The sequence below is a fragment of the Pseudomonas sp. R25(2017) genome, from assembly GCF_002112565.1.
GTDB lineage: Bacteria > Pseudomonadota > Gammaproteobacteria > Pseudomonadales > Pseudomonadaceae > Aquipseudomonas > Aquipseudomonas ekonensis.
Window position 1 is genome coordinate 21,889 of record NZ_NEHZ01000026.1, and the last position, 26,114, is coordinate 48,002.

Genomic DNA, 26,114 nt, shown 5'->3' on the forward strand with positions numbered 1-26,114 from the left:
ATGTTACGTACTATCAACTTCATGGGCGTTCGCAACTTCGCGTTCGGCGTCACATTGTTCCTGACGGCCCTGGCCTTGTTCAGCGTGTTCCACAAGGGCATGAACTGGGGTCTGGACTTCACCGGCGGTACGCTCATCGAGCTGACCTACGAGCGTCCGGCCGACGTCACCAAGGTGCGCGAGCAACTGACGACGGCCGGTTACCACGAGGCCGTCGTGCAGAACTTCGGCGCGACCACCGACCTGCTGGTGCGCATGCCGGGTGAAGACCCGCAGTTGGGCCATCAGGTGGCCGAGGCGCTGCAGAAGGTCGGCGGCGAGAACCCGGCGACCGTCAAGCGCGTCGAGTTCGTGGGCCCGCAGGTGGGCGAGGAGCTGCGTGACCAGGGCGGCCTGGGCATGCTGCTGGCGTTGGGCGGCATCCTGCTCTACCTGGCTTTCCGCTTTCAGTGGAAATTCGCGGTGGGCGCCATCGTTTCGCTGATCCACGACGTGATCGTGACCATCGGCATCCTGTCGTTCTTCCAGATCACCTTCGACCTGACGGTGCTGGCGGCGGTGCTGGCGATCATCGGCTACTCGCTCAACGACACCATCGTGGTGTTCGACCGGGTCCGCGAGAACTTCCGTGTGCTGCGCAAGGCCAACTTGATCGAGAACATCAACATCTCGACCACCCAGACCCTGCTGCGCACCATGGCGACCTCGATCTCGACGTTGCTGGCGATCGCGGCGCTGCTGTTCTTCGGCGGCGACAACCTGTTCGGCTTCTCCATCGCCCTGTTCATCGGTGTTCTGGCGGGTACATACTCGTCGATCTACATCGCCAACGTGGTGCTGATCTGGCTGAACCTGACCAGCGAAGACCTGATCCCTCCGGCCAACACCGACAAGGAAATCGACGACCGTCCTTGAGGCCGGCTTCTCCTGACGGTGTCACCCGAAAAAGGCGCGAGTTGAACTCGCGCCTTTTTTCATGCTCCAAGGCTGGGAGAAGCGCGGGCACGCCCCGCATGTGATGGTCAGGAGGTTCATGTGAACAAGTCGTTGCTGGTTGGTGCGGTATTGGGTGCTGTCGGTGTGACCGCCGGGGGTGCTGTTGCTACCTACAGCCTGGTGAAAAGCGGCCCTGAGTACGCGCAAGTGCTGGCTGTCGAGCCGGTCAAGACGCAGATCAAGACTCCACGTGAAGTGTGCAAGGACGTCACCGTGACCCGTCAGGCGCCGGTGAAGGATCAGCACCAGATCGCCGGTACGGTGGTCGGTGCGCTGGCCGGTGGCCTTTTGGGCAACCAGATCGGCGGCGGCACGGGCAAGAAGATCGCCACGGTGGCCGGTGCGGTCGGCGGCGGTTACGCCGGCAACAAGGTGCAGGAGGGCATGCAGGAGCGTGACACCTACACCACGACGCAGACACGCTGCAACACCGTGAATGACATCAGCGACAAGGTCGTCGGCTACGACGTTCGTTACTCGCTGGACGGCAAGGAAGGCAAAGTGCGGATGGACCGGGATCCGGGCAACCAGATTCCGGTGGACAAGGAAGGCAAGCTGATCCTGTCCCAGGCCCAACCCGGGCAGTGATCAAACACAAAAAAGCACCCTGCGGGGTGCTTTTTTGTGCCTGTCGTTCGGCGTACGACTTGGGGGCTTGGCTGACTCCATCGCCAGCAGGCTGGCTCCCACATGGACTGTGGTGGCTGCCGAAAGCGTGCCAATCACAGGCATAAAAAAAGCACCCCGAAGGGTGCTTTTTTCGTATTGCGCAGCGCTTAACGCTTCATCGAGGCCGGCAGGTGCGGCTGGATGGCGGTCAGCACGGCCTTGAAGCATTTGGTGTTGCCGGCGACGACGTGGCCTTTCTCCAGGAAGTCGTGACCGCCGGTGAAGTCGCTCACCAGGCCGCCCGCTTCCTGAATCAGCAGGGCGCCGGCTGCCATGTCCCACTCGGACAGGCCCGATTCCCAGAACGCGTCGAAACGGCCGGCGGCCACGTAGGCCAGATCCAGGCTCGCCGAACCTGCGCGACGGATGCCGGCGGTCTGGCCCACCAGGGCGCGGAACATGCCCAGGTAGTTGTCCAGGTTGTCCATCTGGTCGTCACGGAACGGGAAACCGGTGCCCAGCAGGGCGCCGTCCAGGCTGGTGCGGCCGCTGACGCGCAGGCGACGGCCGTTCAGTTGGGCGCCACGGCCACGGCTGGCGGTGAACTCTTCCTGACGGACCGGATCCAGGACAACGGCGTGTTCCAGGCGGCCACGGTATTTGCAGGCGATGCTGACCGCGAAGTGAGGGATGCCGCGCAGGAAGTTGGTGGTGCCGTCCAGCGGATCGATGATCCACAGGTACTCTTCGCCTTCGATGCCGGAGCCAGCGTGCATGCCGGTCTCTTCACCCATGATCGAATGATTCGGGTAGGCCTTGCGCAGGGCGTCGATGATTTTCTGTTCGGCGGCGCGGTCCACCTCGGACACGTAGTCCTTGGCGTCTTTTTCGTCGACCTTGATGGTATCCAGGCGCTCGATGGAGCGGAAGATCAGTTCACTGGCGCTGCGGGCGGCGCGCAGCGCGATATTCAGCATGGGCTGCATGGATGTGTCACCTAAGGTTGTTAAAGAAAGCCGCGCATTCTATCAGAAGTTTTCTTCAGGTGAAGGTCGCTGTTCGCATTCATGGCTTAACGGTAGGCTGTTCTGTAAGATTTGCACCCCTTTCCCGAGTCCGAGAGCCTGCGCCGTGCTGCAAAACATTCGTGTCGTCCTGGTCAACACCAGCCATCCGGGCAACATCGGCGGGACCGCGCGCGCCATGAAGAACATGGGGCTTTCGCGGCTGGTGCTGGTGGAGCCCCGGGTGTTTCCGCACCACGAAGCCGACGCCCGCGCCTCGGGCGCCGGCGACATCCTTGAAAACGCGCAAGTCGTCGCCACCTTGGAAGACGCGCTGGTCGGCTGCAACCTGGTGCTGGGCACCAGCGCCCGTGACCGGCGGATCCCGTGGCCGTTGCTCGATCCTCGCGAATGCGGCGCAAAAGTGGTCGAGGAAGCCGGGCAGGGCGCGGAAATCGCCTTGGTGTTCGGGCGCGAGGACTCCGGCCTGACCAACGAAGAGCTGCAGCGATGTCACTACCACGTGCACATCCCCTCCGATCCGGAGTTCAGCTCGCTGAACCTCGGGGCGGCGGTACAGGTGTTGAGCTATGAAGTGCGTATGGCGTGGCTGGCGGCGCAGGGCCAGCCGAGCAAGTTCGAGAAGGAAGAGGTGGCCTCCGTCAAAAGCAATGAGCTGGCGACCATGGATGAGCTGGAGCGGTTCTATGAGCACCTGGAACAGACCCTGGTGGCCATCGAGTTCCTCGATCCTGAGAAGCCGCGGCACTTGATGGCGCGCCTGCGCCGGTTGTACGGACGCAGCTCGGTCAGCCGGGCGGAAATGAATATTTTGCGTGGCATCCTCACGGAAACCCAGAAAGCGGCCCGTGGCGAGCTCCTTAAACGGAAGGAATGATGATGTTCGAACGTTTGCGTGAAGATATCCAGAGCGTATTCCACCGAGACCCGGCGGCGCGTAACGCTTTTGAGGTTCTGACCTGCTACCCCGGCATGCACGCGATCTGGATCCATCGGCTGTCGGCGATGCTGTGGCGCGCGGAGCTGAAATGGCTGGCGCGACTGGTGTCGAACTTCGGCCGCTGGCTGACCGGGATCGAGATCCATCCGGGGGCGAAGGTCGGTCGCCGCTTCTTCATCGACCACGGCATGGGCATCGTGATCGGTGAAACGGCCGAGATCGGCGACGACGTGACTCTGTACCAGGGCGTGACCCTCGGCGGCACCAGCTGGAACAAGGGCAAGCGTCACCCGACGCTGGGCGACGGCGTGGTGGTCGGGGCCGGCGCGAAAGTGCTCGGACCGTTCACCGTGGGTGCCGGCGCCAAGGTCGGCTCCAATGCGGTGGTCACCAAGGAAGTGCCGCCGGGCGCGACCGTGGTGGGCATCCCGGGGCGGATCATCGTCAAGTCCGATGACGAGCTGGACGCCAAGCGTAAGGCGATGGCCGAGAAAATCGGCTTCGATGCCTATGGCGTCAGCGGCGACATGCCGGATCCGGTGGCCCGGGCCATCGGTCAGTTGCTCGATCACCTGCAGGCGGTGGACGGGCGGCTGGAGGGCATGTGCGGCGCACTGAAGGATCTGGGCAGCAATTACTGTGCGAAAGATCTGCCTGAGCTGCGCGAAGAAGACTTCGCCTGCGTCAAGGGCAAGGAAGACACCACGGCGGGATGAGGCCTGCCCGAGGGGCGGCGCGAGCGGCGCCGGCCTTCGGGTGTCGTGATCAGGCAACGGCGCAGCGCTGGCCGGTGTGCCATTAAGCCGCAGACCCTGCTATCATGCGCGCGCTCTTTGCGGGTAAACCCGACTAAAGCACTAGGTCTTATAGTTGACTTAAATGCTCGGGAATTGCATACTCCCGCCCATTCCGAACTCCGTGGTAATTGTCCATGCGACTGACTACAAAAGGCCGATACGCCGTGACCGCCATGCTTGACCTGGCGTTGCACGCGCAGCACGGGCCCGTGTCCCTGGCCGATATCTCCGAGCGCCAAGGCATTTCCCTGTCCTATCTCGAACAGCTGTTCGCCAAGCTGCGCCGCAGCAACCTGGTGTCCAGCGTCCGTGGTCCGGGCGGCGGTTACCAGCTGTCCCGCGACATGCAGGGCATCCAGGTCGCTCAGGTGATCGATGCGGTCAACGAATCGGTCGATGCGACCAAATGCCAGGGCCAGGGCGATTGCCATTCCGGCGACACCTGCCTGACCCATCACCTGTGGTGCGACCTCAGCCTGCAGATCCACGAATTTCTCAGCGGTATCAGCTTGGCCGACCTCGTAACTCGCCGTGAGGTGCAGGAAGTGGCCCAGCGCCAGGATCAGCGTCGTTGCAATGGCAAGGCGCCGCGCCTGGACAAGATTGAAGCGTCCGCCGTCGAATGACAGCCAGAGAGCCAGCGGTACGCCAGCCAGCCTGATTTAGGAGATAGTCCATGAAATTGCCGATTTACCTTGATTACTCTGCGACCACCCCGGTCGATCCGCGCGTTGCGCAAAAGATGAGTGAATGCCTGCTGGTCGACGGGAACTTCGGTAACCCGGCGTCCCGCTCCCACGTGTTCGGCTGGAAGGCCGAAGAAGCCGTGGAGAACGCCCGTCGTCAGGTGGCCGACCTGGTCAACGCCGACCCGCGCGAAATCGTCTGGACCTCCGGTGCCACCGAGTCCGACAACCTGGCAATCAAGGGTGCGGCACATTTCTACGCCTCCAAGGGCAAGCACCTGATCACCACCAAGATCGAACACAAGGCCGTCCTCGACACCATGCGCCAACTGGAGCGCGAAGGTTTCGAAGTGACCTACATCGAGCCTCGTGAAGACGGTCTGGTCACCCCGGAAATGGTCGAAGCCGCCCTGCGCGAAGACACCATCCTGGTGTCGGTGATGCACGTGAACAACGAGATCGGCACGATCAACGACATCGCTGCCATCGGCGAACTGACCCGTTCCAAAGGCATCCTGTTCCACGTCGACGCCGCTCAGTCCACCGGCAAGGTCGAGATCGACCTGCAGAAGCTGAAAGTCGACATGATGTCGTTCTCCGCCCACAAGACCTACGGCCCTAAAGGCATCGGCGCGCTGTACGTCAGCCGCAAGCCGCGCGTGCGCATCGAAGCGACCATGCACGGCGGCGGTCACGAGCGCGGCATGCGCTCCGGCACCCTGGCGACCCACCAGATCGTCGGCATGGGCGAAGCCTTCCGCGTGGCCAAGGAAGACATGGCCGCCGAGAACGTGCGGATCAAGGCCCTGAGCGACCGCTTCTACAAGCAGGTCGAGCACCTGGAAGAGCTGTACGTCAACGGCAGCCTGACCGCCCGCGTTCCGCACAACCTGAACCTGAGCTTCAACTATGTCGAAGGCGAGTCGCTGATCATGGCGCTCAAGGACCTGGCGGTATCGTCCGGTTCGGCCTGCACCTCGGCGTCGCTGGAGCCTTCGTACGTGCTGCGCGCCCTGGGCCGCAACGACGAACTGGCGCACAGCTCGATCCGCTTCACCTTCGGCCGCTTCACCACCGAAGAAGAGATCGACTACGCCGCGCAGAAGGTCTGCGAGGCCGTCACCAAGCTGCGCGCCCTGTCGCCGCTGTGGGACATGTACAAAGACGGTGTCGACATTTCGAAGATCGAGTGGGCGGCACACTGATTTCAAGTCGCCGCGAACCAGCCCTGCGGCCAGAGGCGGCAGGGCCCAAAGAGCGACTCTCTGATGAGTGAGGATTAAGCATCATGGCTTACAGCGAAAAGGTCATCGACCACTACGAAAACCCGCGCAACGTCGGCAAGATGAACGCCGAAGACCCGGATGTCGGCACCGGCATGGTCGGCGCCCCGGCGTGCGGCGACGTGATGCGCCTGCAGATCAAGGTCAACGAGCAGGGCGTGATCGAAGACGCCAAGTTCAAGACCTACGGCTGCGGTTCGGCGATCGCTTCCAGCTCCCTGGCCACCGAGTGGATGAAGGGCAAGACCCTGGACGAAGCCGAAACCATCAAGAACACCCAACTGGCTGAAGAACTGGCCCTGCCGCCGGTGAAGATCCACTGCTCCGTGCTCGCCGAGGACGCCATCAAGGCGGCCGTGCGCGACTACAAGCAGAAGAAAGGTTTGCTCTAACAGCACACATCGCAAGATGTAAGGAGTCTCGATGGCCATCAGCATGACAGAAGCCGCCGCCAAGCATGTGCGCCGTTCCCTGGACGGTCGCGGCAAGGGCGAAGGGATCCGCTTGGGCGTCCGTACCACGGGCTGCTCGGGGCTGGCCTATGTGCTGGAATTCGTCGATGCCCTGGGCGAAGACGACCAGGTGTTCGAAAGCCATGGCGAAAAGGTGATCATCGATCCCAAGAGCCTGGCGTACCTGGACGGCACCGAACTCGATTTCGTCAAGGAAGGGTTGAACGAAGGCTTCAAGTTCAACAACCCCAACGTGCGCGGTGAGTGTGGCTGCGGCGAAAGCTTCAACGTCTGAGGCCGCTCGTGGGTATTCCTTGTCATTTCGCCCTGTTTGACCTGCAACCGGATTTCCGCCTGGATCTCGAGCAGCTGGCCACGCGCTACCGCGAGCTGGCGCGCGGGGTTCACCCTGACCGCTTCGCTGACGCCTCCGAGCGCGAGCAGCGGTTGGCGCTTGAGCAGTCCGCCCGGCTCAACGAGGCGTACCAGACCCTCAAGAGCCCCCCGCAACGCGCGCGTTACCTGCTCACCATGAGCGGGCGTGAGCTGCCGCTGGAGGTCACGGTGCACGATCCGGAGTTCCTGCTGCAGCAGATGGAGCTGCGCGAGGAGCTCGAGGATCTGCAGGACAGCGCCGACCTGGACGGTGTCGCCGCCTTCAAGCGCCGGCTGAAGGCCGCCCAGGACCGATTGAACGAAAGCTTCGCAGCCTGCTGGAACGACGCGGCGCAACGCGAGCAGGCCGAACGCCTGATGCGGCGCATGCAGTTCCTCGACAAGCTCTCCTACGAAGTGCGCCAGTTAGAAGAGCGCCTCGACGATTAACCCAGTGCCGCTCCGGTCGCACGCCTGATATACAGATAAGTCCTGATCACGATGGCCCTACTGCAGATCGCCGAACCCGGCCAAAGTCCTCAACCGCACCAGCGCCGTCTGGCTGTGGGGATCGACTTGGGCACTACCAATTCGCTGGTCGCTGCGTTGCGCAGTGGTCTTTCCGAGCCGCTGGCCGACGCCCAAGGGCAGGTGATCCTGCCGTCCGCCGTGCGTTATCACGCCGACCGCGTCGAAGTCGGCGAGTCGGCCAAGCTGGCCGCGTCCTCCGATCCCCTGAACACCGTGCTGTCGGTCAAGCGCCTGATGGGGCGCGGCCTGTCCGACGTCAAGCAGTTGGGCGAGCAACTGCCGTACCGCTTCGTCGGCGGCGAGTCGCACATGCCGTTCATCGACACGGTCCAGGGGCCGAAAAGCCCGGTCGAAGTCTCCGCCGACATCCTGAAGGTGCTGCGTCAGCGCGCTGAAGCGACGCTGGGCGGCGAGCTGGTCGGCGCGGTGATCACGGTGCCGGCCTATTTCGATGATGCTCAGCGCCAGGCCACCAAGGATGCGGCGAAGCTCGCCGGCCTGAACGTGCTGCGCCTGCTCAACGAGCCGACCGCGGCCGCTGTGGCCTATGGCCTGGATCAGCACGCCGAAGGCCTGGTCGCGATCTACGACCTGGGCGGCGGTACGTTCGATATTTCGATTCTGCGCCTGACCGGCGGAGTCTTCGAAGTGCTGGCCACCGGTGGCGACAGCGCCCTGGGCGGCGATGACTTCGACCACGCCGTCGCCGGCTGGATCATCGAGGGCGCCGGCCTGTCCGCCGATCTCGATCCGGGCGCGCAACGCAACCTGCTGCAGACCGCCTGCGCGGCCAAGGAAGCGTTGACCGACGCCGCTGCCGTCGAGGTCGTCTACGGCGACTGGAAGGCGCAGCTGACCCGCGAAGCGTTCGACGCATTGATCGAGCCGATGGTCGCCCGCAGCCTCAAGGCCTGCCGCCGCGCGGTGCGTGACTCGGGCATTGAGCTTGAAGACGTCCATGCCGTGGTCATGGTCGGCGGTTCGACCCGTGTGCCGCGTGTGCGCGAAGCCGTCGCCGAAGCCTTCGGCCGTCAGCCGCTGACCTCCATCGACCCGGATCAAGTGGTGGCCATCGGGGCCGCGATCCAGGCCGACACCCTGGCCGGCAACAAGCGTGACGGCGGCGAACTGCTGCTGCTCGACGTGATTCCGCTGTCCCTGGGGCTGGAAACCATGGGCGGGCTGATGGAGAAGGTGATTCCGCGCAACACCACCATCCCGGTCGCCCGCGCCCAGGACTTCACCACCTACAAGGACGGCCAGTCGGCCATGGCGATCCATGTGCTGCAGGGCGAGCGCGAGCTGATCAGCGATTGCCGCTCCCTGGCGCGCTTCGAACTGCGCGGGATCCCGGCGATGGTGGCTGGCGCGGCGAAGATCCGCGTGACCTTCCAGGTCGATGCCGATGGCCTGCTCAGCGTCTCCGCCCGTGAGTTGGGCTCGGGCGTCGAGGCCAGCATCCAGGTCAAGCCGTCCTACGGCCTGACCGACGGCGAAATCGCCAAGATGCTCAAGGATTCGTTCCAGCACGCCAACGACGACAAGGTCGCCCGTGTCCTGCGCGAGCAGCAGGTCGACGCCCAGCGTCTGGTCGAGGCGGTGCAGGCTGCCCTGGACGCCGACGGCGAGCGCCTGCTGGACGCCGAAGAACGCATGGTCATCGACCTGCAGGTGCAGGAACTGACCGAACTGATGAAAGGCACCGATGGCTTCGCCATCGAGCAGCAGACCAAGCGTCTGTCGCAAGTGACCGACGCCTTTGCCGCCCGCCGCCTGGATTCGACGGTGAAAGCCGCGCTGGCGGGGCGCAACCTGAATGAAATCGAGGATAACTGATGCCGCAGGTCATTTTTCTGCCACACGAGAAGTTCTGCCCTGACGGCATGGTGGTCGAGGCCGAGCCCGGCACGTCCATTCTCGAACTGGCCCACGAGCACCACATCGAGATGGAAAGCGCCTGCGGCGGCGTTTGCGCCTGCACCACCTGTCACTGCATCATTCGCGAGGGATTCGACTCGCTGGAAGAGGCCGACGAGCTGGAAGAGGACTTCCTCGACCGGGCCTGGGGCCTGGAAGCGCAGTCGCGCCTGGCCTGCCAGGCCATTGTCGGCGAGGACGACCTGACCGTCGAAATCCCGAAATATTCGCTTAACCATGCGGCCGAAGCGCCGCACTGACTGGTAAGACTGTCATGAGCTACGGCTGGAATGATGTTCAACGCATTGCAGAGGAGCTGGCCGAGGCCCATCCGGGCGTCGATCCGTACTCTGTCAATTTCGTCGACTTGAAAGAATGGATCATGGCGCTGCCGGATTTCGACAACAACTCGGGCCGTGTGGGCGAGAAAGTGTTGGAAGCGGTTCAGACGCTCTGGGCCGACGAGTTAGACTGATCGTCCTCGCAGGTTAGGCAATACCCAAGAACCCGCGTATAATTCGCGGGTTTAATTTTTCGCAAATTACTGTTTCTGGAGTTACACCATGGCTGTTCAACGTACTTTCTCCATCATCAAGCCTGACGCCGTTGCAAAAGGCGCTGCCGGCGAAATCGTTACCCGTTTCGAAAAGGCCGGTCTGAAAGTGGTTGCCTCGAAAATGAAGCAACTGTCCAAAGCCGAAGCCGAAGGCTTCTACGCTGAGCACAAAGAGCGCGGTTTCTTCGGTGACCTGGTTGCTTTCATGATCTCCGGTCCAGTGGTCGTTCAGGTTCTGGAAGGCGAAAACGCCATCGCTCGCAACCGTGAGCTGATGGGCGCCACCAACCCTAAAGAAGCTGCTGCCGGCACCATCCGCGCTGACTTCGCCGAGTCGATCGACGCCAACGCCGTTCACGGTTCGGACTCCGAAGCCGCTGCCGCTCGCGAAATCTCGTACTTCTTCGCAGCTACCGAAGTAACCACTCGCTAAGCATCGGCTTAAAGAGTGAAGGTGAATCCATGACGACATCGACTGCTAAAACCAACCTGCTGGGTCTGACCCAGCCGGAAATGGAAAAATTCTTCGACTCAATCGGGGAGAAGCGTTTCCGTGCCGGTCAGGTTATGAAATGGATTCACCACTTTGGCGTGGATGATTTCGACGCCATGACGAACGTCGGCAAGGCCTTGCGCGAAAAGCTCAAGGCCGTTGCCGAAATTCGTGGTCCCGAAGTGGTCAGCGAGGACATCTCCAGCGACGGCACCCGCAAGTGGGTGGTGCGTGTGGCGTCCGGCAGCTGCGTCGAGACCGTGTACATTCCCCAGGGCAAGCGCGGCACCCTCTGCGTTTCGTCCCAGGCAGGCTGTGCCCTGGACTGCAGTTTCTGCTCCACCGGCAAGCAAGGCTTCAACAGCAACCTCACCGCCGCCGAAGTCATCGGCCAGGTGTGGATCGCGAACAAATCCTTCGGCAGCGTTCCGGCCACCATCGACCGCGCCATCACCAACGTGGTGATGATGGGCATGGGCGAACCGCTGCTGAACTTCGACAACGTCGTGGCCGCCATGCATCTGATGATGGATGACCTGGGCTACGGGATCTCCAAGCGCCGCGTGACCCTGTCCACGTCGGGTGTGGTGCCGATGATCGATGAGCTGGCCAAGCACATCGACGTGTCCCTGGCGTTGTCCCTGCACGCACCGAACGACGCTCTGCGTAACCAGTTGGTGCCGATCAACAAGAAATACCCGCTCAAGATGCTGCTCGACTCCTGTGTGCGCTACATGTCCGCCCTCGGCGAGAAGCGTGTGCTGACCATCGAGTACACCTTGCTCAAGGACGTCAACGACAAGCTTGAGCATGCGGTCGAGATGATCGAGCTGCTCAAGGACATCCCCTGCAAGATCAACCTGATCCCGTTCAACCCGTTCCCGCATTCCGGGTACGAGCGGCCGAGCAACAACGCCATCCGCCGGTTCCAGGATCAGCTTCACCACGCAGGCTTCAACGTCACCGTGCGCACCACCCGTGGTGAGGACATCGACGCCGCCTGCGGTCAATTGGTAGGACAGGTGCTGGATCGCACCCGTCGCAGCGAACGCTACATCGCGGTGCGCGAATTGAGCGCCGACGGCGATCTGGCGCAGAACGCCGCGAACACTCACTAAGAGAGGATCTCTATGTCCCTGCGCTTCGCGCTGCTGTTGCTGTTGGCCAGCCTCTGTGCTGGCTGTGTCCTGTCGGGCGACTACAACCCGATGAAGACCAGCAAGGGCCGCGACGAGGCGCGGGCTGCCTACGTGCAGTTGGGGCTGGGTTATTTGCAACAGGGTATGACCGAGCGGGCCAAGGTGCCGCTGAAGAAGGCCCTGGAGCTGGACGGTTCGGATGCCGACGCCAATGCCGCCCTGGCGCTGGTGTTCCAGGCCGAGCTGGAGCCCCAGCTGGCCGACGAGCACTTTCGCAAGGCGCTGTCCGCCCGTCCCGCCGATGCCCGGATCCTCAACAACTACGGCAGTTTTCTCTACGAGCAGCAGCGTTACAAGGACGCCTACGAGCGATTTGAACAGGCAGCCGCCGATACCCTGTATCCTGAGCGTTCCCGGGTCTTCGAGAACCTCGGCATGACCGCGGCGAAGCTCGGCCAGCGCGACCTGGCGCAGCAACAGCTGGAAAAGGCGCTGCGCCTGAACCGTCAACAGCCGCGCGCGTTGCTGGAAATGGCTGAGTTGTCCTTCGAAGACAGGCATTATGTGCCCGCGCGAGACTATTACGACCGTTACAGCCAGTTGTCCGAGCAGAACGCACGCAGCCTGCTGCTCGGCGTGCGCCTGGCGAAAGTGTTTGAAGATCGCGACAAGGCCGCCAGTTACGGCCTGCAACTAAAACGACTCTATCCCGGTACGCCGGAATATCAGCAATACCTGTCGGAGCAATGATGAAAGCGGCGCATCCCGAAGTTGTAGCAGCGACTCGCGTTAACCCCGGTGAGACCTTGCGCCAGGCCCGCGAAAGCAATGGCTGGTCGCTGGCCGAAGTGGCCCTCAAGCTCAACCTCACCGTGACTTCCCTGAGCAACCTGGAGGCCGGTGCGTTCGACAAGCTGCCGGGGCATACCTTCGCTCGCGGCTACATTCGCGCCTACGCCAAATTGCTCGGCATGGATCAGGCTGTCCTGGTCCAGCAGTTCGACCAGTCCACCGGCACCGACTCCCAGGGCAGCAACGTGCACAGCCTGGGGCGGATCGAGGAGCCGGTGCGGGTTTCCCACACCATCCTGCGCATCGTCAGCCTGTTGCTGCTGATCGCGGTCATCGGCGGCGGTTTCGTCTGGTGGCAAGACCAGACCTCGCTGCGCACCAAGGATCTGATCGGCCTGGCGCCGGAGCACGTCGAAGTCGAAGGCGCCGACGGCACCACCCAGATCCACCCGATCGACGAGCCTGAAGACCAGGCCGTCGAAGAGGGCCAGGCCGAGGCTTCCGCCCCGCTGGCGCTGCCGCAGGGCGAAACCGCCGCTGAAACCGCCGCAGAAGCGACCGGTACCGAAGCGGCCGCTGCGCAGACTGCGCCGGCAGCGTCTGCCCCGACTGCAACGCCTGCCGCCCCGGTTCACACGCCGGCACCTGTCGTCGCCGCGCCTGCCCCTGTTGCTCCGGCCGCCCCTGCGCCAGCCGTTGTCGCCCCGGCGGCTCCGGTCGTCCAGGCGCCTGCGCCGGTTGCGGCACCAGCCGCCCCGGCAGCCCCGGTGGCCGGCCAGGGCCAGGTTCAGGTGCAGTTCACCGCCGATTGCTGGACACAGGTCACCGACGGCAGCGGCAAGGTGCTGTTCAGCGGGCTGAAGCGCAAGGGCGACAGCCTGTCGGTCGCCGGCAAGCCTCCGTTCGCGGTGCGCCTGGGCTATGCCCGCGGCGCTCAGGTCAGCTACAACGGCCAGGCGGTCGATGTGGCTCCGTTCACCAGTGGCGAGACCGCTCGCCTGAAGTTGGGTCAATAAGTCATGCACGGCGAATCTCCAATCAAACGGCGCGAATCGCGCAAGATCTGGGTCGGCAACGTGCCGGTGGGCGGCGATGCGCCCATCGCTGTGCAGAGCATGACCAACAGCGACACCAATGACGTCGCCGCCACCGTCGCCCAGATCAACCGTCTGGAAGCCGCCGGCGTCGACATCGTGCGGGTGTCGGTGCCGGACATGGACGCCGCCGAGGCGTTCGGCAAGATCAAGCAACTGGTCAAGGTGCCGCTGGTGGCGGACATCCACTTCGACTACAAGATCGCGCTGCGAGTGGCCGAGCTGGGCGTCGATTGCCTGCGGATCAACCCGGGCAACATCGGTCGCGAAGACCGCGTGCGTGCGGTGGTCGACGCGGCCCGCGACCGCGGCATCCCGATCCGCATCGGCGTCAACGCCGGCTCCCTGGAAAAGGACCTGCAGAAGAAGTACGGCGAGCCGACCCCGGCCGCGCTGGTCGAATCCGCCCTGCGCCACGTCGAGCACCTCGAGCGCCTGAACTTCCAGGACTTCAAGGTCAGCGTGAAGGCCTCCGACGTGTTCATGGCCGTCGAAGCCTACCGCCTGCTGGCCAAGGAAATCGTCCAGCCGCTGCACCTGGGCATCACCGAAGCCGGTGGATTGCGCTCGGGCACGGTGAAATCCGCCGTGGGCCTCGGTATGCTGCTCGCCGAAGGGATCGGCGATACCATCCGCATCTCGCTGGCGGCCGACCCGGTCGAGGAAGTGAAAGTCGGTTACGACATCCTCAAGTCCTTGCATTTGCGTTCCCGAGGCATCAACTTCATCGCCTGCCCGAGCTGCTCGCGGCAGAACTTCGACGTGGTCAAGACCATGAACGAGCTGGAAGGGCGCCTCGAAGACCTGCTGGTGCCGCTGGATGTCGCGGTGATCGGCTGCGTGGTCAACGGCCCCGGCGAAGCCAAGGAAGCCCATATCGGCTTGACCGGCGGCACGCCCAACCTGATTTACATCGACGGCAAGCCGTCGCAGAAACTGACGAACGACAATCTGGTGGACGAACTGGAAAAGCTGATCCGCGAGAAGGCGGCCGAGAAGGTCGAAGCCGACGCAGCGGTCATCGCGCGCGGCTGATCGAACGAATTAAGGAATCTTTGTGAGCAAGTCTCTGCAAGCCATCCGTGGCATGAACGACATCCTGCCCGAGCAGACCCCGGTATGGCGCTATTTCGAAGGCACCGTTTCGCGTCTGCTGGACAACTACGGCTACCGCCAGATCCGCATGCCGATCGTCGAGTTCACCGAGCTGTTCAAACGCTCGATCGGCGAAGTGACCGACATCGTCGAAAAAGAGATGTACACCTTCGAGGACCGTAACGGCGACTCCCTGACCCTGCGTCCGGAAGGCACCGCCGCCTGCGTGCGCGCTGTGCTCGAGCACGGCATCACCGGGGGCGGCCAGGTGCAGAAGCTGTGGTACATCGGCCCGATGTTCCGTCACGAGCGTCCGCAGAAAGGCCGTTACCGCCAGTTCCACCAGATCGGCCTGGAAGTGTTCAACCTCGACGGCCCGGACATCGACGCCGAACTGATCGTGCTGACCTGGCGCCTGTGGGGCGAGCTGGGCATCCGCGATGCGGTCAAGCTTGAGCTCAACAGCCTGGGCACCAGCGAGTCCCGCGCCCGTTACCGCGATGCGCTGGTCGAGTACCTCTCGGCGCACCACGACAAACTGGACGAAGACAGCCAGCGCCGCCTCAAGACCAACCCGCTGCGCGTGCTCGACACCAAGAACGCCGACACCCAGGCCGTGCTGGTCGGTGCGCCGAAGATGGCGGACTACCTGGACGACGAGTCCCGCGCGCACTTCGAAGGCCTGAAGGCCCGTCTGGATGCCGTCGGCATTCCGTACGTGCTCAATCCGAAGCTGGTCCGCGGTCTCGACTACTACAGCAAGACCGTGTTCGAGTGGGTCACCGACAAGCTGGGCGCCCAGGGCACCGTGTGCGCGGGCGGCCGTTACGACGGCCTGGTCGAGCAGATGGGCGGCAAGCCGACCGCAGGCGTCGGTTTCGCCATGGGCATCGAGCGTCTGGTGCTGCTGCTGGAAACCCTGGAGCAGATCCCGGAAGAGATTTCCCGCCAGGTGGACGTCTACCTCTGCGCCTTCGGCGAAGAGGCCGAACTGGCCGGTCTGGCCCTGGCCGAGCGCGTGCGTGACGCGCTGCCGAACCTGCGTCTGCAGGTCAACGCCGGCGCCGGCAGCTTCAAGAGCCAGTTCAAGAAGGCCGACAAGAGCGGCGCGCTGTTCGCGCTGATCCTCGGCGACGACGAAATGGCCCAGCGCACCGTCGGCGTCAAACCCCTGCGTGGCCAGGGCGAACAACAAAACATCGGCTGGGACGCGCTCGCTGCGCACCTGGCCACCTGCGTCGTGCAGGGTTGAAGCTGTCAAACAGCCGAATTAGCGATCAAAGGAGTATTGGGGTGTCGAGTACCGAAGACGAACAGTTGGCGGATTTGAAGGACTGGTGGGCACGCAACGGCAAACCTCTGGTCACCGGCGGCCTGTTGGCGCTGGTCATCGTGTTCGGCTGGCAGGCTTTTCACAAGTACCAGAGCAACCAGGCGCAAGGCGCTTCGGTGCTCTATCAGCAATTGCTGGAAACCACGCTGACCCCTGACGGCAAGCCTGACGCCGCCCGCGTCACGGATCTGGCCGGCAAGCTCAACAGCGAATTCGGCGGCAGCGCCTATGCGCAGTACGGCAGCCTGTTCGTGGCCAAGGTGGCCGTCGACAGCGGCAAGCTGGACGACGCGGCGACCGAGCTCAAGGCCATCATCGACAAGCCGGCCAACCCGGCGCTGGGCGAAATCGCCCGTCAGCGCATGGCGCAGGTGCTGGGTGCGCAGAACAAGGCCGACGAAGCCCTGAAGCTGCTCGAAGGCGACGCCGACAAGGCGTTCCTCGCCACCCGCGAAGAACTCAAGGGCGACCTGCTGGTGCAGCTGGGCCGTACCGACGAAGCGAACGCGGCGTATCAAAAGGCCAAGGCGGCGCTGTCGGACGAGGCAGCGGTCGGTGGCCTTCAAATCAAGCTGGACGACCTGGCCAAAGGGGATGCGTGACGTGATCGGTTGGAAGCATGCAGCAGTGCTGGCTCTGGCCATTCTGGCCGCGGGTTGCAGCAGCAACAGCAAAAAGGAACTGCCACCGGCCGAACTGACCGACTTCAAAGAGGAAGTGGTTCTGCACAAGCAGTGGAGCCGCTCGATCGGTGACGGTCAGGGCGAAACCTACAACATGCTGGTGCCGGCGATCGACGGCGACAGCATCTACGCCGCCGACGTGACCGGCATCGTGATGGGCCTGGACCGCAGCAACGGCGACGTGAAGTGGAAAAAGGACCTTGAGCTGCCGGTGTCCGGCGCCGTGGGCGTGGGTTACGGCCTGGTGCTGATCGGCACGCTGCGTGGTGAAGTCGTCGCGCTCGACGCCATCAACGGCGAAGAGAAGTGGCGTTCACGGGTCAACAGCGAAGTCCTCGCGCCGCCGGCCAACAACGGCGACGTGGTGGTGGTGCAGACCCAGGACGACCGTCTGATCGGCCTGGACGCGTCCACCGGCAACCAGCGCTGGGTGTATGACAGCACCCCGGCCGTGCTGACCCTGCGCGGCACCAGCGCGCCGATCGTCACCAACCGCCTGGCGGTGGCTGGCCTGTCGACCGGCAAGGTGGTCGCGGTGGATATCTCCAACGGCGTGCCGGTGTGGGAGCAGCGCATCGCGATCCCGCAGGGCCGTTCCGAACTGGAGCGTGTGGTCGACATCGACGGCGGCCTGCTGCTGTCCGGCGGCACCCTGTACGTCGCCAGCTACCAGGGCCGCGTCGCAGCGCTGGACCTGGAGAGCGGCCGTCAGCTGTGGCAGCGCGACGCGTCGAGCTACGCGGGCCTTGCCCAAGGCTTCGGCAGCGTCTACGTGAGCCTGTCCTCGGGCACCGTCGAAGGCGTCGACGAGCGTTCCACCACCGCGCTGTGGAGCAACGACTCGCTGGCCCGCCGTCAACTGTCGGCCCCGGAAGTGTTCTCCAGCTACGTGGCGGTCGGTGACCTGGAAGGTTACCTGCACCTGCTGAGCCAGGTGGACGGCCGTTTCGTCGGCCGTGAGCGCATCGACAGCGACGGCCTGCGCGCACGTCCGCTGGTGGTGGGCGATACGATCTACGTGTATGGCAACAGCGGCAAACTGGAAGCCCTGACCATCAAGTAACAACTATGCTTGGGGAGTTCCCCAAGCGGCTTCACCTGTGGGAGCGGGCTTGCCCGCGATGGGCGTCAACGATGACGCGTGCCGCTTTTGCGGTGCGTTTCTTCGCCGACAGTCCCCCGCAGAGCAGCCCCGAGCACCAGCCGCTGCCACGCAGCGGCTTTTGTATTTTCTGAAATAACGCAGTGGAGAGCCGCATGGTTCCCGTAATCGCCCTGGTGGGCCGACCGAACGTCGGCAAGTCCACCTTGTTCAACCGCCTGACCCGGACCCGCGACGCCATCGTCGGCGACCTGTCCGGTCTGACCCGTGATCGCCAGTACGGTGAGGCCAAGTGGCAAGGGCGCTCCTACATTCTGATCGACACCGGCGGCATCTCCGGTGACGAGTACGGCATGGACGAAAAGATGGCCGAGCAGTCGCTGCTGGCCATCGAAGAAGCGGATGTCGTCCTGTTCCTGGTGGACGCCAAGGCCGGCTTCACCGCCGCCGACCAGATGATCGCCGAGCACCTGCGCAAGCGTAACAAGCGTTCCTTCGTGGTCGCCAACAAGGTCGACAACATCGACCCGGAAATGGCCCGCGCCGAATTCGCCCCGATGGGCATGGGCGACGCCATCCCGATTGCCGGTGCCCACGGCCGCGGCATCACCCAGCTGCTGGAGATCGCCCTGGGCGACTTCCCCAAGGATGATGACGAGCCGCAGGAAGGCGAAGAGGACGAAGAGGTCGCCGAAGGCGAGGAAGCCAAGCGCATTCCTGGCCCGAGCGAGAAGGACGGCATCAAGATCGCCATCATCGGTCGCCCGAACGTCGGCAAGTCGACCCTGGTCAACCGCATGCTCGGCGAAGAGCGCGTGATCGTCTACGACCAGCCCGGCACCACCCGCGACAGCATCTACATTCCCTTCGAGCGCAATGAAGAGAAGTACACGCTGATCGACACTGCCGGTGTGCGCAAGCGCGGCAAGATCCACGAGGAAGTCGAGAAGTTCTCCGTGGTGAAGACCCTGCAGGCGATCAAGGACGCCAACGTGGTGATCTTCGTGATGGACGCCCGCGAAGGCGTGGTCGACCACGACCTCAACCTGCTGGGCTTCGCCCTCGAGGCGGGCCGTGCGATGGTGATCGCGCTCAACAAGTGGGACGGCATGACCCCGGGCGAGCGTGACTACGTGAAGACCGAGCTGGAACGCCGGCTGTTCTTCGTCGACTTCGCCGACATCCACTTCATCTCGGCGCTGCACGGCACCGGCGTGGGCAACCTCTACGGTTCGGTGCAGAACTCGTTCAAGTCGGCGGTCACCCGCTGGCCGACCAGCCGCCTGACCCAGATCCTCGAAGACGCGGTCAGCGAGCACCAGCCGCCAATGGTCAACGGTCGCCGGATCAAGCTGCGCTATGCCCACCTGGGCGGTGCGAACCCGCCGCTGATCGTGATCCACGGCAACCAGATCGAGAAAGTGCCGAAGTCGTACGTGCGCTACCTGGAGAACACCTACCGCCGTGTGCTGAAGCTGGTCGGTACGCCGATCCGCATCGAGTTCAAGGGCGGCGAGAACCCGTACGAAGGCAACAAGAACACGCTGACCGACCGCCAGGTCAACAAGAAGCGTCGCTTGATGTCGCACCACAAGAAAGCCGAGAAGAAGCGCCGCGACAAGCGCTGATCCAAGGCTTGCGGCTCCCCTTGGGGAGTTCCGGGAAGGGCGCCGTTTGGCGCCCTTTTTCATGGGCGGCGGATGGGCTATCCTCGGGCACTCCCGCGCCGACGTCAGAGCCGGGTGCAGAGCAGGGAACCTTGATGATCACCAGCAAGCTGCCGAATGTCGGCATCACCATCTTCACGCAGATGTCTCAGCTCGCGGCGCAGACCGGAGCGATCAACCTGTCCCAGGGTTTTCCCGATTTCGACGGCCCCGAGGCGCTGCGCGATGCCGTCGGGCGGCACATCGCCAGCGGCCATAACCAGTATTCGCCGATGACCGGCCTGCCGGCGCTGCGCCAGCAGATCGCGGCGAAGATCGCCCGCAGCTACGGCGCCAGCGTGGATGCCGACAACGAAGTGACGGTCACCCCCGGCGCGACCCAGGCGATCTTCTGCGCCATCCAGGCGGTCATCCGCAGCGGCGATGAAGTCATCGTGTTCGACCCGGCCTACGACAGCTACGAGCCGGCGGTGGAGCTGGCCGGCGGCCGTTGCGTGCACGTGCAGCTCGCCCTGGACGATTTCGCCATCGATTTCGACCGGCTCAGCGCCGCCATCGGCCCGCGCACGCGGATGATCATCCTCAACACCCCGCACAACCCCAGCGGAGCCCTGATCAGCCGCGCCGAGCTCGACCGGTTGGCCGAACTGATCCGCGACCGCGACATCTATGTGATCAGCGACGAAGTCTACGAGCACCTGGTGTACGACGGCGTGGCCCATGTCAGCGTGCTGGCCCACGAAGAGCTGTATCAGCGTGCGTTCGTGGTCAGCTCCTTCGGCAAGACCTATCACGTCACCGGCTGGAAGACCGGCTACGTCGTGGCGCCGCCGGCCCTGAGCGCCGAGCTGCGCAAGGTGCACCAGTACGTCAGCTTCTGCGGGGTCACGCCTTTGCAGTACGCCTTGGCCGACTACATGGCCGCGCACCCTGAGCACGTCGAAGAACTGCCGGCGTTCTACCAGGCCAAGCGCGACCTGTTCTGCGATCTGCTGGCGCCTTCGCGGTTCCGGTTCACCCGGGTGGCCGGCACCTATTTCCAACTGGTCGACTACTCGCAGATCCGTCCCGACCTGAACGACGTCGAGATGGCGATGTGGATGACCCGCGAGCATGGCGTGGCCAGCATCCCGGTGTCGGTGTTCTGCCAGCATCCACCGCAAGGCCAGCGCCTGGTGCGCCTGTGCTTCGCCAAACGCGAGGAGACGCTGCGCGAAGCAGCGGCAAAACTATGCGTGATCTGAGTGCGTTGCCGAATCTTGATGTGGCGTTGATCCAGACCAGCCTGGCCTGGCACGACCGGCAGGCTAACCTGGAGCATTTCGAGGTGCTGCTGGAGCAGGCCCGTGGGGCTGACCTGGTGATCCTGCCGGAGATGTTCACCACCGGGTTCTCCATGGCGTCCGAGACGCTGGCCGAAGCCGAGAACGGTCCGACCAGCAAATGGCTGCGGGCCCAGGCGGCGAAGCTGGAGGCCGTGGTCACCGGCAGCGTGATCATCCAGGCCGCCGACGGCAGCCACCGCAACCGCTTGCTGTGGGCGCGGCCGGACGGGGAGGTGCTGCATTACGACAAGCGCCATCTGTTCCGCATGGCCGGCGAGCACAACCACTACACGCCGGGCGAGCGGCAGGTGCAGTTCGAGCTCAAGGGCTGGCGCGTGCGCCCGCTGATTTGCTACGACCTGCGTTTCCCGGTGTGGAGCCGTGACGCCCAGGACACCGACCTGCTGCTGTACACCGCCAACTGGCCGGGTGCCCGCCGGCAACACTGGAACCGTTTGCTGCCGGCGCGGGCCATCGAGAACCTGTGCTACGTAGCGGCGGTCAACCGCATCGGCACCGACGGCAAGGGTTTCGCCTACACCGGCGACAGCCAGGTGCTGGACTTCCAGGGCGAAACCCTGCTGGCGGCGGGGGAGGCGGACGGCGTGTTCCGGGTCGTGCTGGAGGCGGCGCCGCTGTCCGCCTACCGTGAGCGCTTCCCGGCGAACCTGGATGCGGACACGTTCGAGTTCACGTGAGGCGGCCAACGTAAAACCATCCGGCAAAAAGAAAGGCCCCAGGGCTCACACCCTGGGGCCTTTTGCATGGCGGCGGCCGGTTATGCGGCTTTCGCTTCCGGCTGGCTCAGGGAGCGGTTCAGCGCGCTGAACAGGGCCTTGAAGCTGGCGGTGGTGATGTTTTCATCGATGCCCACGCCGTGCACCGCACGTTCGCCGTTCACCCGCAGCTCGATGTAGGCCGCTGCCTTGGCGTTGGTGCCCGCGCCGATGGCGTGTTCGTTGTAGTCCATGATCTCCACCGGAATCGGCAGGCCGGCCACCAGCGCTTCGAGCGCGCCGTTGCCCTTGCCGCGCCAGTGCAGGTTGGTCTCGCCCTGGCCCTTGCTCGCCACTTCCACTTCGACGGCGCTGTGGCCGTTCTCTTCCTGCAGGCGATGGCTGACCAGCGCGTACGGGGTGTTGGCCTGCAGGTACTCGGTGTGGAGCAGCGCGTGGATCTGCTGGGCGGTCATCTCCAGGCCCAGGCGGTCGGTCTCGCGCTGCACGACCTGGCTGAACTCGATCTGCATGCGGCGCGGCAGGCTGATGCCGTATTCCTGCTCCAGCAGGTAGGCGATGCCGCCCTTGCCCGACTGGCTGTTGACGCGGATCACCGCCTCGTAGCTGCGGCCGATGTCGGCCGGGTCGATCGGCAGGTACGGCACTTCCCACAGGGCGTCGGATTTCTGCTGGGCGAAGCCCTTGCGGATCGCGTCCTGGTGGGAGCCGGAGAACGCGGTGTGCACCAGGTCGCCGACGTACGGGTGACGCGGGTGCACCTGGATCTGGTTGCACTCCTCGACGACCTTGCGCACGCCGTCGATGTCGGAGAAGTCCAGCTCAGGGTCGACGCCCTGGGTGTACATGTTCAGGGCCACGGTGACGAGGTCGACGTTGCCGGTGCGCTCGCCGTTGCCGAACAGGCAGCCTTCAACGCGGTCGGCGCCGGCCATCAGGCCCAGCTCGGTGGCGGCCACGCCGGTGCCGCGGTCATTGTGGGTGTGCAGGCTGATGATCACGCTGTCACGGCGGTTGATGTGACGGCCGAACCACTCGATCTGGTCGGCGTACACGTTCGGGGTCGCGCACTCGACGGTGGCCGGCAGGTTGAGGATCATCTTGCGCTCAGGCGTCGGGTTCCAGACCTCGATCACCGCGTCGCAGACTTCCTTGGCGAACTCAAGCTCGGTGGCGCTGAAGGTTTCCGGCGAGTACTCGAACGTCCACTCGGTTTCCGGCTGCTGCGCGGCGTACTTGACGAACAGCTTGGCGGCGTTGACCGCGATGGCCTTGATGCCGTCCTTGTCCTGGTTGAACACGATGCGGCGGAACGACGGCGAGGTGGCGTTGTACAGGTGAACGATGGCTTTCTTCGCCCCGCGCAGGGACTCGAAGGTGCGCTCGATCAGGTCTTCGCGGCCCTGGGTGAGCACCTGGATGGTGGTGTCGTCCGGGATGTGGCCGTCTTCGATCAGGGTGCGCACGAAGTCGAAGTCGGTCTGCGAGGCGGCCGGGAACGAGGCCTCGATTTCCTTCACGCCCACTTGCACGAGGGTTTTCCAGAAGCGCAGCTTTTTCGCCGAGTCCATCGGTTCGATCAGCGACTGGTTGCCGTCACGCAGGTCGGAGCTGCACCAGATCGGCGCGGCGTCGATGGTCTTCGACGGCCAGGTGCGGTCCGGCAGGTTGATCACGGGAAATGCGCGGTATTTCGAAGACGGGTCTTTGAGCATGCTCATCGGGAAATTCCTTATTGTCTGGGCCGAAAAGAGGCGGCCTGCCGGTGGAACGAATGTTCGGAGAGAAGCAGAGACGAGGCGCAGCGATTCAGCCCGGCAGTCGTGCGCTGACGAGGCACAGGCTGCGGTGCTGGCGAAGCTGAATAAGGGTGTGAGAGGTTTTCATGTCCTCAACCCTAACCGCGAGGGGGGAGGATGGCAAGCAGTCGGAAAAAATTGAGAGGAATACTCGGAAAACGGGGATTCGCGAGATTTTATTGTGCTGGGTGGCGCTGAATTTCTGAATGATTGCGCACTGTTTTGGGTCGGCGCAATTGGCGGATACGGGCTTGTGGGGATGAAAAGTGCCGGTTTTTCCGGGGTGTTGCGCTGATGTTCAGATCGCCATCGCCAGCAGGCTGGCACCCACAAGGGACTGTGCCATGGCACGGATTTCCCGTGGGAGCCAGCCTGCTGGCGATGAGGGCGGTCGCTGCGAGCGCCGGCTCAGGGCTGGAACGCGCCGATGAAGATCGCCGGATCCACCCGCGCATCGTTCAGGCTGACGTTCCAGTGCATGTGCGGCCCGGTCGCCCGGCCGGTGGCGCCGACCTTGCCCACGACGGCCCCGCGGGCCAGTTGCTGGCCGTTGGTCACGTCGATCTTCGACATGTGGCAGAACATGCTGATGAAGCCCTGGCCATGGTCGACGAACACCGTGTTGCCGTTAAAGAAGTAATTGCCGATCAGGATCACCTTGCCCGCCGCCGGGGTCTTGATCGGGGTGCCGGCCGGCACCGCGAAATCCAGGCCCGCATGGGGGTTGCGCTCTTCGCCGTTGAAGAAGCGGCGCACGCCGAACTTGCTCGACAGCGGACCGTTGACGGGTTTGTCCAGCAGCAGGTTGCTCGGCGTGTTCGGGCTGAAGCTGCGGTAGGCCTTGATCTGTTCGGCCAGTTCGCCCTCGATGCGTTTGAGGTTGGCCGGGTTCGGGTTGACCTGCTGGGTGTTCTTCAGGGTGATGTGCTGTTCCGGGTATTTCTTGCTGCCCACCGTGAAGTTCAGGCTGCGGCCGGCGCTGTTGACCTGCTGCACGCCCGGCTTGACCGTCAGCGGTACGCCGACGATGGCCAGCCAGTTGTTCTGTTCCTTGACCACCAGCACCGGTTTTCCCTGGTACGTGGCTTTGGGCGCCTGGGCGGCGCTGCCCAGGTCGATCACCGCCACGCCGCCCGGCACCGGTTTGTTCAAAAGCCTTGTGATGTAGCTGTCGGCGTGGGCGTTGAAGGTCAGGCACAGCAACAGCAGCGGAGCGAGGAAGCGCGGCATGGATCAGTCCAGTAAAGAAAGGGTGACAGGCGTCAGGTGATTGTCCTCGACGCGCACGTGCAGTTCGCCTTCGCCGAGCCTGGCCTTGAGGCGTTGGCCGTTCTGCGTCTGCGCGGCGCTGCGGATCGCGTTGCCGCGCTCGTCCAGCAGGATGCTGTAGCCCCGGCCGAGCGTGGCCAGCGGGCTGACCACGTGCAGGGTCTGCATCTGGCTATGCAACTGCTGGCGCCGGCTCTTCAGGCCTTCGCGCATGGCCCGGGGCAGGCGTTCGGCGAGGCTGTCCAGGCGCTGGCGCAGCAGGGCCAGCTGGCGTCCCGGGTGTTGTCCGGCGAGGCGAGTCTCCAGGCGCAGCAGGCGTTCGCGGCGGGTGTTCAAATGGCGCTCGAAGGCCCGGCGCAGGCGCATGTCCAGGTCGTCCAGGCGTTGGGCCTGCTGGCGCAGGCGTTCGCCGGGATGGCGCAGGCGGCGGGTCATGCCTTCCAGGCGCAAGCGGTCGCGCATCAGCCGGTCGCGCATGCGCATCACCAGGCGCCGGTGCAGGCTTTCGACCTGGCGGATCAGGTGCCCGGAATCCGGGGCGAGCAGTTCGGCGGCGGCGGAGGGCGTGGGCGCGCGCACGTCGGCCACGAAGTCGCTGATCGACACGTCGGTCTCATGGCCGACGGCGCTGACGATCGGCGTCACGCAGGCATCCACGGCGCGTGCCACGGCTTCTTCGTTGAAGCACCAGAGGTCTTCCAGCGAACCGCCGCCCCGGGCCAGGATCAACGCGTCGAAGCCCCGGGCGTCCGCCAGCTTCAGGGCGCGGACGATCTGCGCGGTGGCCTCGCGGCCCTGCACGGCGGTGGGGACCAGCGTCAGTTGCACTTGAGGCGCGCGGCGGCGGAACACGCTGATGATGTCGCGGATCACCGCGCCGGTCGGCGAACTGATGATGCCGATGCGCTGCGGGTGCGCCGGCAGCGGCACTTTGCGTTCGGCGCTGAACAGGCCTTCGGCGCTGAGCTTTTCCTTCAGCGCGTCGAAGGCCAGGCGCAGGGCGCCGTCGCCCGCCGGCTCCACGGTATCGAGGATCAGCTGATAGTCGCCGCGGCCCTCGAACAGCGAGACCTTGCCGCGCACCTTGACCGCCAGGCCGTCCTTCAGCGCCTGGCGCACCCGCGCCGCGTTCTGGCGGAACAGCGCGCAGCGCACCTGGGCGCCGCTGTCCTTGAGGGTGAAATACACGTGGCCGGACGCCGGCCGGGCCAGGTTGGAGATTTCGCCTTCGACCCAGATGTTGCTGAACACGTCTTCGAGCAGCACGCGGGCGCGGCCGTTGAGCTGGGTGACGGTCAGGACTTCGCGGTCAAGGCCGAGCCTTGCAAAGGGATCTTTAATCATGGGGCGCAGTGTAAAGGCATTCGGTGGCGATTCTCCATGACCGCGCCCAATTCCCTTGTGGGGGCGATGGTCTCG

At 64.2% G+C, this 26,114-nt stretch carries 27 protein-coding genes; 23 read left to right on the forward strand and 4 right to left on the reverse strand.

Features of this window, described 5'->3' with window-relative positions; translation table 11 throughout:
• Positions 1-915 carry a protein translocase subunit SecF gene (gene secF, locus CAG31_RS26130; protein WP_085586633.1) on the forward strand — a complete coding sequence of 305 codons (915 nt, stop codon included), beginning with the start codon at positions 1-3 and terminating at the stop codon, positions 913-915.
• 120 nt (positions 916-1,035) lie between these two features.
• Entirely contained in the window at positions 1,036-1,584 is a 549-nt protein-coding gene (locus CAG31_RS26135; protein WP_085586634.1) for a glycine zipper 2TM domain-containing protein, read from the forward strand.
• Between the two features lie 188 nt (positions 1,585-1,772).
• Here the strand turns inward: CAG31_RS26135 and suhB are convergent, their stop codons facing one another.
• Positions 1,773-2,591 (reverse strand): inositol-phosphate phosphatase, encoded by an 819-nt coding sequence (gene suhB, locus CAG31_RS26140; RefSeq protein WP_085586635.1) that lies wholly within the window; start codon positions 2,589-2,591, stop codon positions 1,773-1,775.
• 145 nt (positions 2,592-2,736) lie between these two features.
• On the opposite strand from suhB, the gene trmJ reads away from it, so the two are divergent.
• The 21 genes from trmJ (at position 2,737) to CAG31_RS26245 (ending at position 21,588) form a co-directional block, all read left to right on the forward strand.
• Positions 2,737-3,507 (forward strand): tRNA (cytosine(32)/uridine(32)-2'-O)-methyltransferase TrmJ, encoded by a 771-nt coding sequence (gene trmJ / locus CAG31_RS26145; RefSeq protein ID WP_085586636.1) that lies wholly within the window; start codon positions 2,737-2,739, stop codon positions 3,505-3,507.
• Positions 3,508-3,509: 2 nt separating this feature from the next.
• A complete protein-coding gene (gene cysE / locus CAG31_RS26150; RefSeq protein ID WP_085586637.1) occupies positions 3,510-4,286 on the forward strand; it encodes a serine O-acetyltransferase in 777 nt (258 codons plus the stop codon).
• A 215-nt stretch (positions 4,287-4,501) separates the two neighbouring features.
• A complete protein-coding gene (iscR, locus tag CAG31_RS26155; protein ID WP_007956690.1) occupies positions 4,502-4,993 on the forward strand; it encodes a Fe-S cluster assembly transcriptional regulator IscR in 492 nt (163 codons plus the stop codon).
• Positions 4,994-5,043: 50 nt separating this feature from the next.
• Positions 5,044-6,258, forward strand: coding sequence for an IscS subfamily cysteine desulfurase (locus CAG31_RS26160; protein WP_085586638.1), 1,215 nt, complete (start codon positions 5,044-5,046; stop codon positions 6,256-6,258).
• Between the two features lie 83 nt (positions 6,259-6,341).
• A complete protein-coding gene (iscU, locus tag CAG31_RS26165) occupies positions 6,342-6,728 on the forward strand; it encodes a Fe-S cluster assembly scaffold IscU (RefSeq protein ID WP_002552476.1) in 387 nt (128 codons plus the stop codon).
• Positions 6,729-6,759: 31 nt separating this feature from the next.
• Positions 6,760-7,083, forward strand: a complete 324-nt coding sequence (gene iscA / locus CAG31_RS26170) for an iron-sulfur cluster assembly protein IscA (protein WP_085586639.1) — start codon at positions 6,760-6,762, stop codon at positions 7,081-7,083.
• Positions 7,084-7,091: 8 nt separating this feature from the next.
• Positions 7,092-7,613: a co-chaperone HscB gene (gene hscB / locus CAG31_RS26175; RefSeq protein WP_085586640.1), complete on the forward strand. Its 522-nt coding sequence runs from the start codon at positions 7,092-7,094 to the stop codon at positions 7,611-7,613.
• Between the two features lie 51 nt (positions 7,614-7,664).
• A complete protein-coding gene (hscA, locus tag CAG31_RS26180; RefSeq protein WP_085586641.1) occupies positions 7,665-9,530 on the forward strand; it encodes a Fe-S protein assembly chaperone HscA in 1,866 nt (621 codons plus the stop codon).
• Positions 9,530-9,871 (forward strand): ISC system 2Fe-2S type ferredoxin, encoded by a 342-nt coding sequence (gene fdx, locus CAG31_RS26185; RefSeq protein WP_085586642.1) that lies wholly within the window; start codon positions 9,530-9,532, stop codon positions 9,869-9,871. Before hscA ends, fdx begins: the two co-directional genes overlap by 1 nt.
• A 14-nt stretch (positions 9,872-9,885) precedes the next feature.
• The gene (iscX, locus tag CAG31_RS26190) at positions 9,886-10,086 is read left to right on the forward strand and encodes a Fe-S cluster assembly protein IscX (RefSeq protein WP_085586643.1); all 201 of its coding nucleotides are present in this window, start codon (positions 9,886-9,888) and stop codon (positions 10,084-10,086) included.
• Positions 10,087-10,174: 88 nt separating this feature from the next.
• On the forward strand, positions 10,175-10,600 hold the full coding sequence (gene ndk, locus CAG31_RS26195) for a nucleoside-diphosphate kinase (RefSeq protein ID WP_003227894.1): 426 nt from the start codon (positions 10,175-10,177) through the stop codon (positions 10,598-10,600).
• A 29-nt stretch (positions 10,601-10,629) separates the two neighbouring features.
• The gene (gene rlmN / locus CAG31_RS26200; RefSeq protein ID WP_085586644.1) at positions 10,630-11,778 is read left to right on the forward strand and encodes a 23S rRNA (adenine(2503)-C(2))-methyltransferase RlmN; all 1,149 of its coding nucleotides are present in this window, start codon (positions 10,630-10,632) and stop codon (positions 11,776-11,778) included.
• Positions 11,779-11,790: 12 nt separating this feature from the next.
• On the forward strand, positions 11,791-12,549 hold the full coding sequence (gene pilW, locus CAG31_RS26205; RefSeq protein WP_085586645.1) for a type IV pilus biogenesis/stability protein PilW: 759 nt from the start codon (positions 11,791-11,793) through the stop codon (positions 12,547-12,549).
• Positions 12,549-13,607 (forward strand): RodZ family helix-turn-helix domain-containing protein, encoded by a 1,059-nt coding sequence (locus CAG31_RS26210; RefSeq protein WP_085586646.1) that lies wholly within the window; start codon positions 12,549-12,551, stop codon positions 13,605-13,607. Before pilW ends, CAG31_RS26210 begins: the two co-directional genes overlap by 1 nt.
• 3 nt (positions 13,608-13,610) lie before the next feature.
• Positions 13,611-14,720, forward strand: coding sequence for a flavodoxin-dependent (E)-4-hydroxy-3-methylbut-2-enyl-diphosphate synthase (gene ispG, locus CAG31_RS26215; RefSeq protein WP_007956680.1), 1,110 nt, complete (start codon positions 13,611-13,613; stop codon positions 14,718-14,720).
• Positions 14,721-14,742: 22 nt separating this feature from the next.
• Positions 14,743-16,032, forward strand: a complete 1,290-nt coding sequence (gene hisS / locus CAG31_RS26220) for a histidine--tRNA ligase (RefSeq protein WP_085586647.1) — start codon at positions 14,743-14,745, stop codon at positions 16,030-16,032.
• A gap of 41 nt (positions 16,033-16,073) precedes the next feature.
• Complete coding sequence (locus CAG31_RS26225; protein ID WP_085586648.1) at positions 16,074-16,715, forward strand: tetratricopeptide repeat protein; 642 nt, start codon at positions 16,074-16,076, stop codon at positions 16,713-16,715.
• Positions 16,708-17,859 carry an outer membrane protein assembly factor BamB gene (bamB, locus tag CAG31_RS26230; protein WP_085586649.1) on the forward strand — a complete coding sequence of 384 codons (1,152 nt, stop codon included), beginning with the start codon at positions 16,708-16,710 and terminating at the stop codon, positions 17,857-17,859. Before CAG31_RS26225 ends, bamB begins: the two co-directional genes overlap by 8 nt.
• Before the next feature lie 194 nt (positions 17,860-18,053).
• On the forward strand, positions 18,054-19,526 hold the full coding sequence (gene der / locus CAG31_RS26235) for a ribosome biogenesis GTPase Der (RefSeq protein ID WP_085586650.1): 1,473 nt from the start codon (positions 18,054-18,056) through the stop codon (positions 19,524-19,526).
• 134 nt (positions 19,527-19,660) lie between these two features.
• Positions 19,661-20,809: a pyridoxal phosphate-dependent aminotransferase gene (locus tag CAG31_RS26240; protein WP_085586651.1), complete on the forward strand. Its 1,149-nt coding sequence runs from the start codon at positions 19,661-19,663 to the stop codon at positions 20,807-20,809.
• On the forward strand, positions 20,797-21,588 hold the full coding sequence (locus tag CAG31_RS26245) for an amidohydrolase (protein ID WP_085586669.1): 792 nt from the start codon (positions 20,797-20,799) through the stop codon (positions 21,586-21,588). Before CAG31_RS26240 ends, CAG31_RS26245 begins: the two co-directional genes overlap by 13 nt.
• A gap of 80 nt (positions 21,589-21,668) precedes the next feature.
• Here CAG31_RS26245 and leuA read toward each other — a convergent pair whose 3' ends face one another.
• The 3 genes from leuA to xseA all read right to left on the reverse strand — a co-directional run bounded on the left by leuA (position 21,669) and on the right by xseA (position 26,039).
• Complete coding sequence (gene leuA, locus CAG31_RS26250; RefSeq protein ID WP_085586652.1) at positions 21,669-23,348, reverse strand: 2-isopropylmalate synthase; 1,680 nt, start codon at positions 23,346-23,348, stop codon at positions 21,669-21,671.
• Positions 23,349-23,834: 486 nt separating this feature from the next.
• Positions 23,835-24,656, reverse strand: a complete 822-nt coding sequence (locus CAG31_RS26260; RefSeq protein ID WP_085586653.1) for a peptidoglycan DD-metalloendopeptidase family protein — start codon at positions 24,654-24,656, stop codon at positions 23,835-23,837.
• A gap of 3 nt (positions 24,657-24,659) precedes the next feature.
• On the reverse strand, positions 24,660-26,039 hold the full coding sequence (gene xseA / locus CAG31_RS26265; protein WP_085586654.1) for an exodeoxyribonuclease VII large subunit: 1,380 nt from the start codon (positions 26,037-26,039) through the stop codon (positions 24,660-24,662).
• Positions 26,040-26,114: the final 75 nt, after the last annotated feature.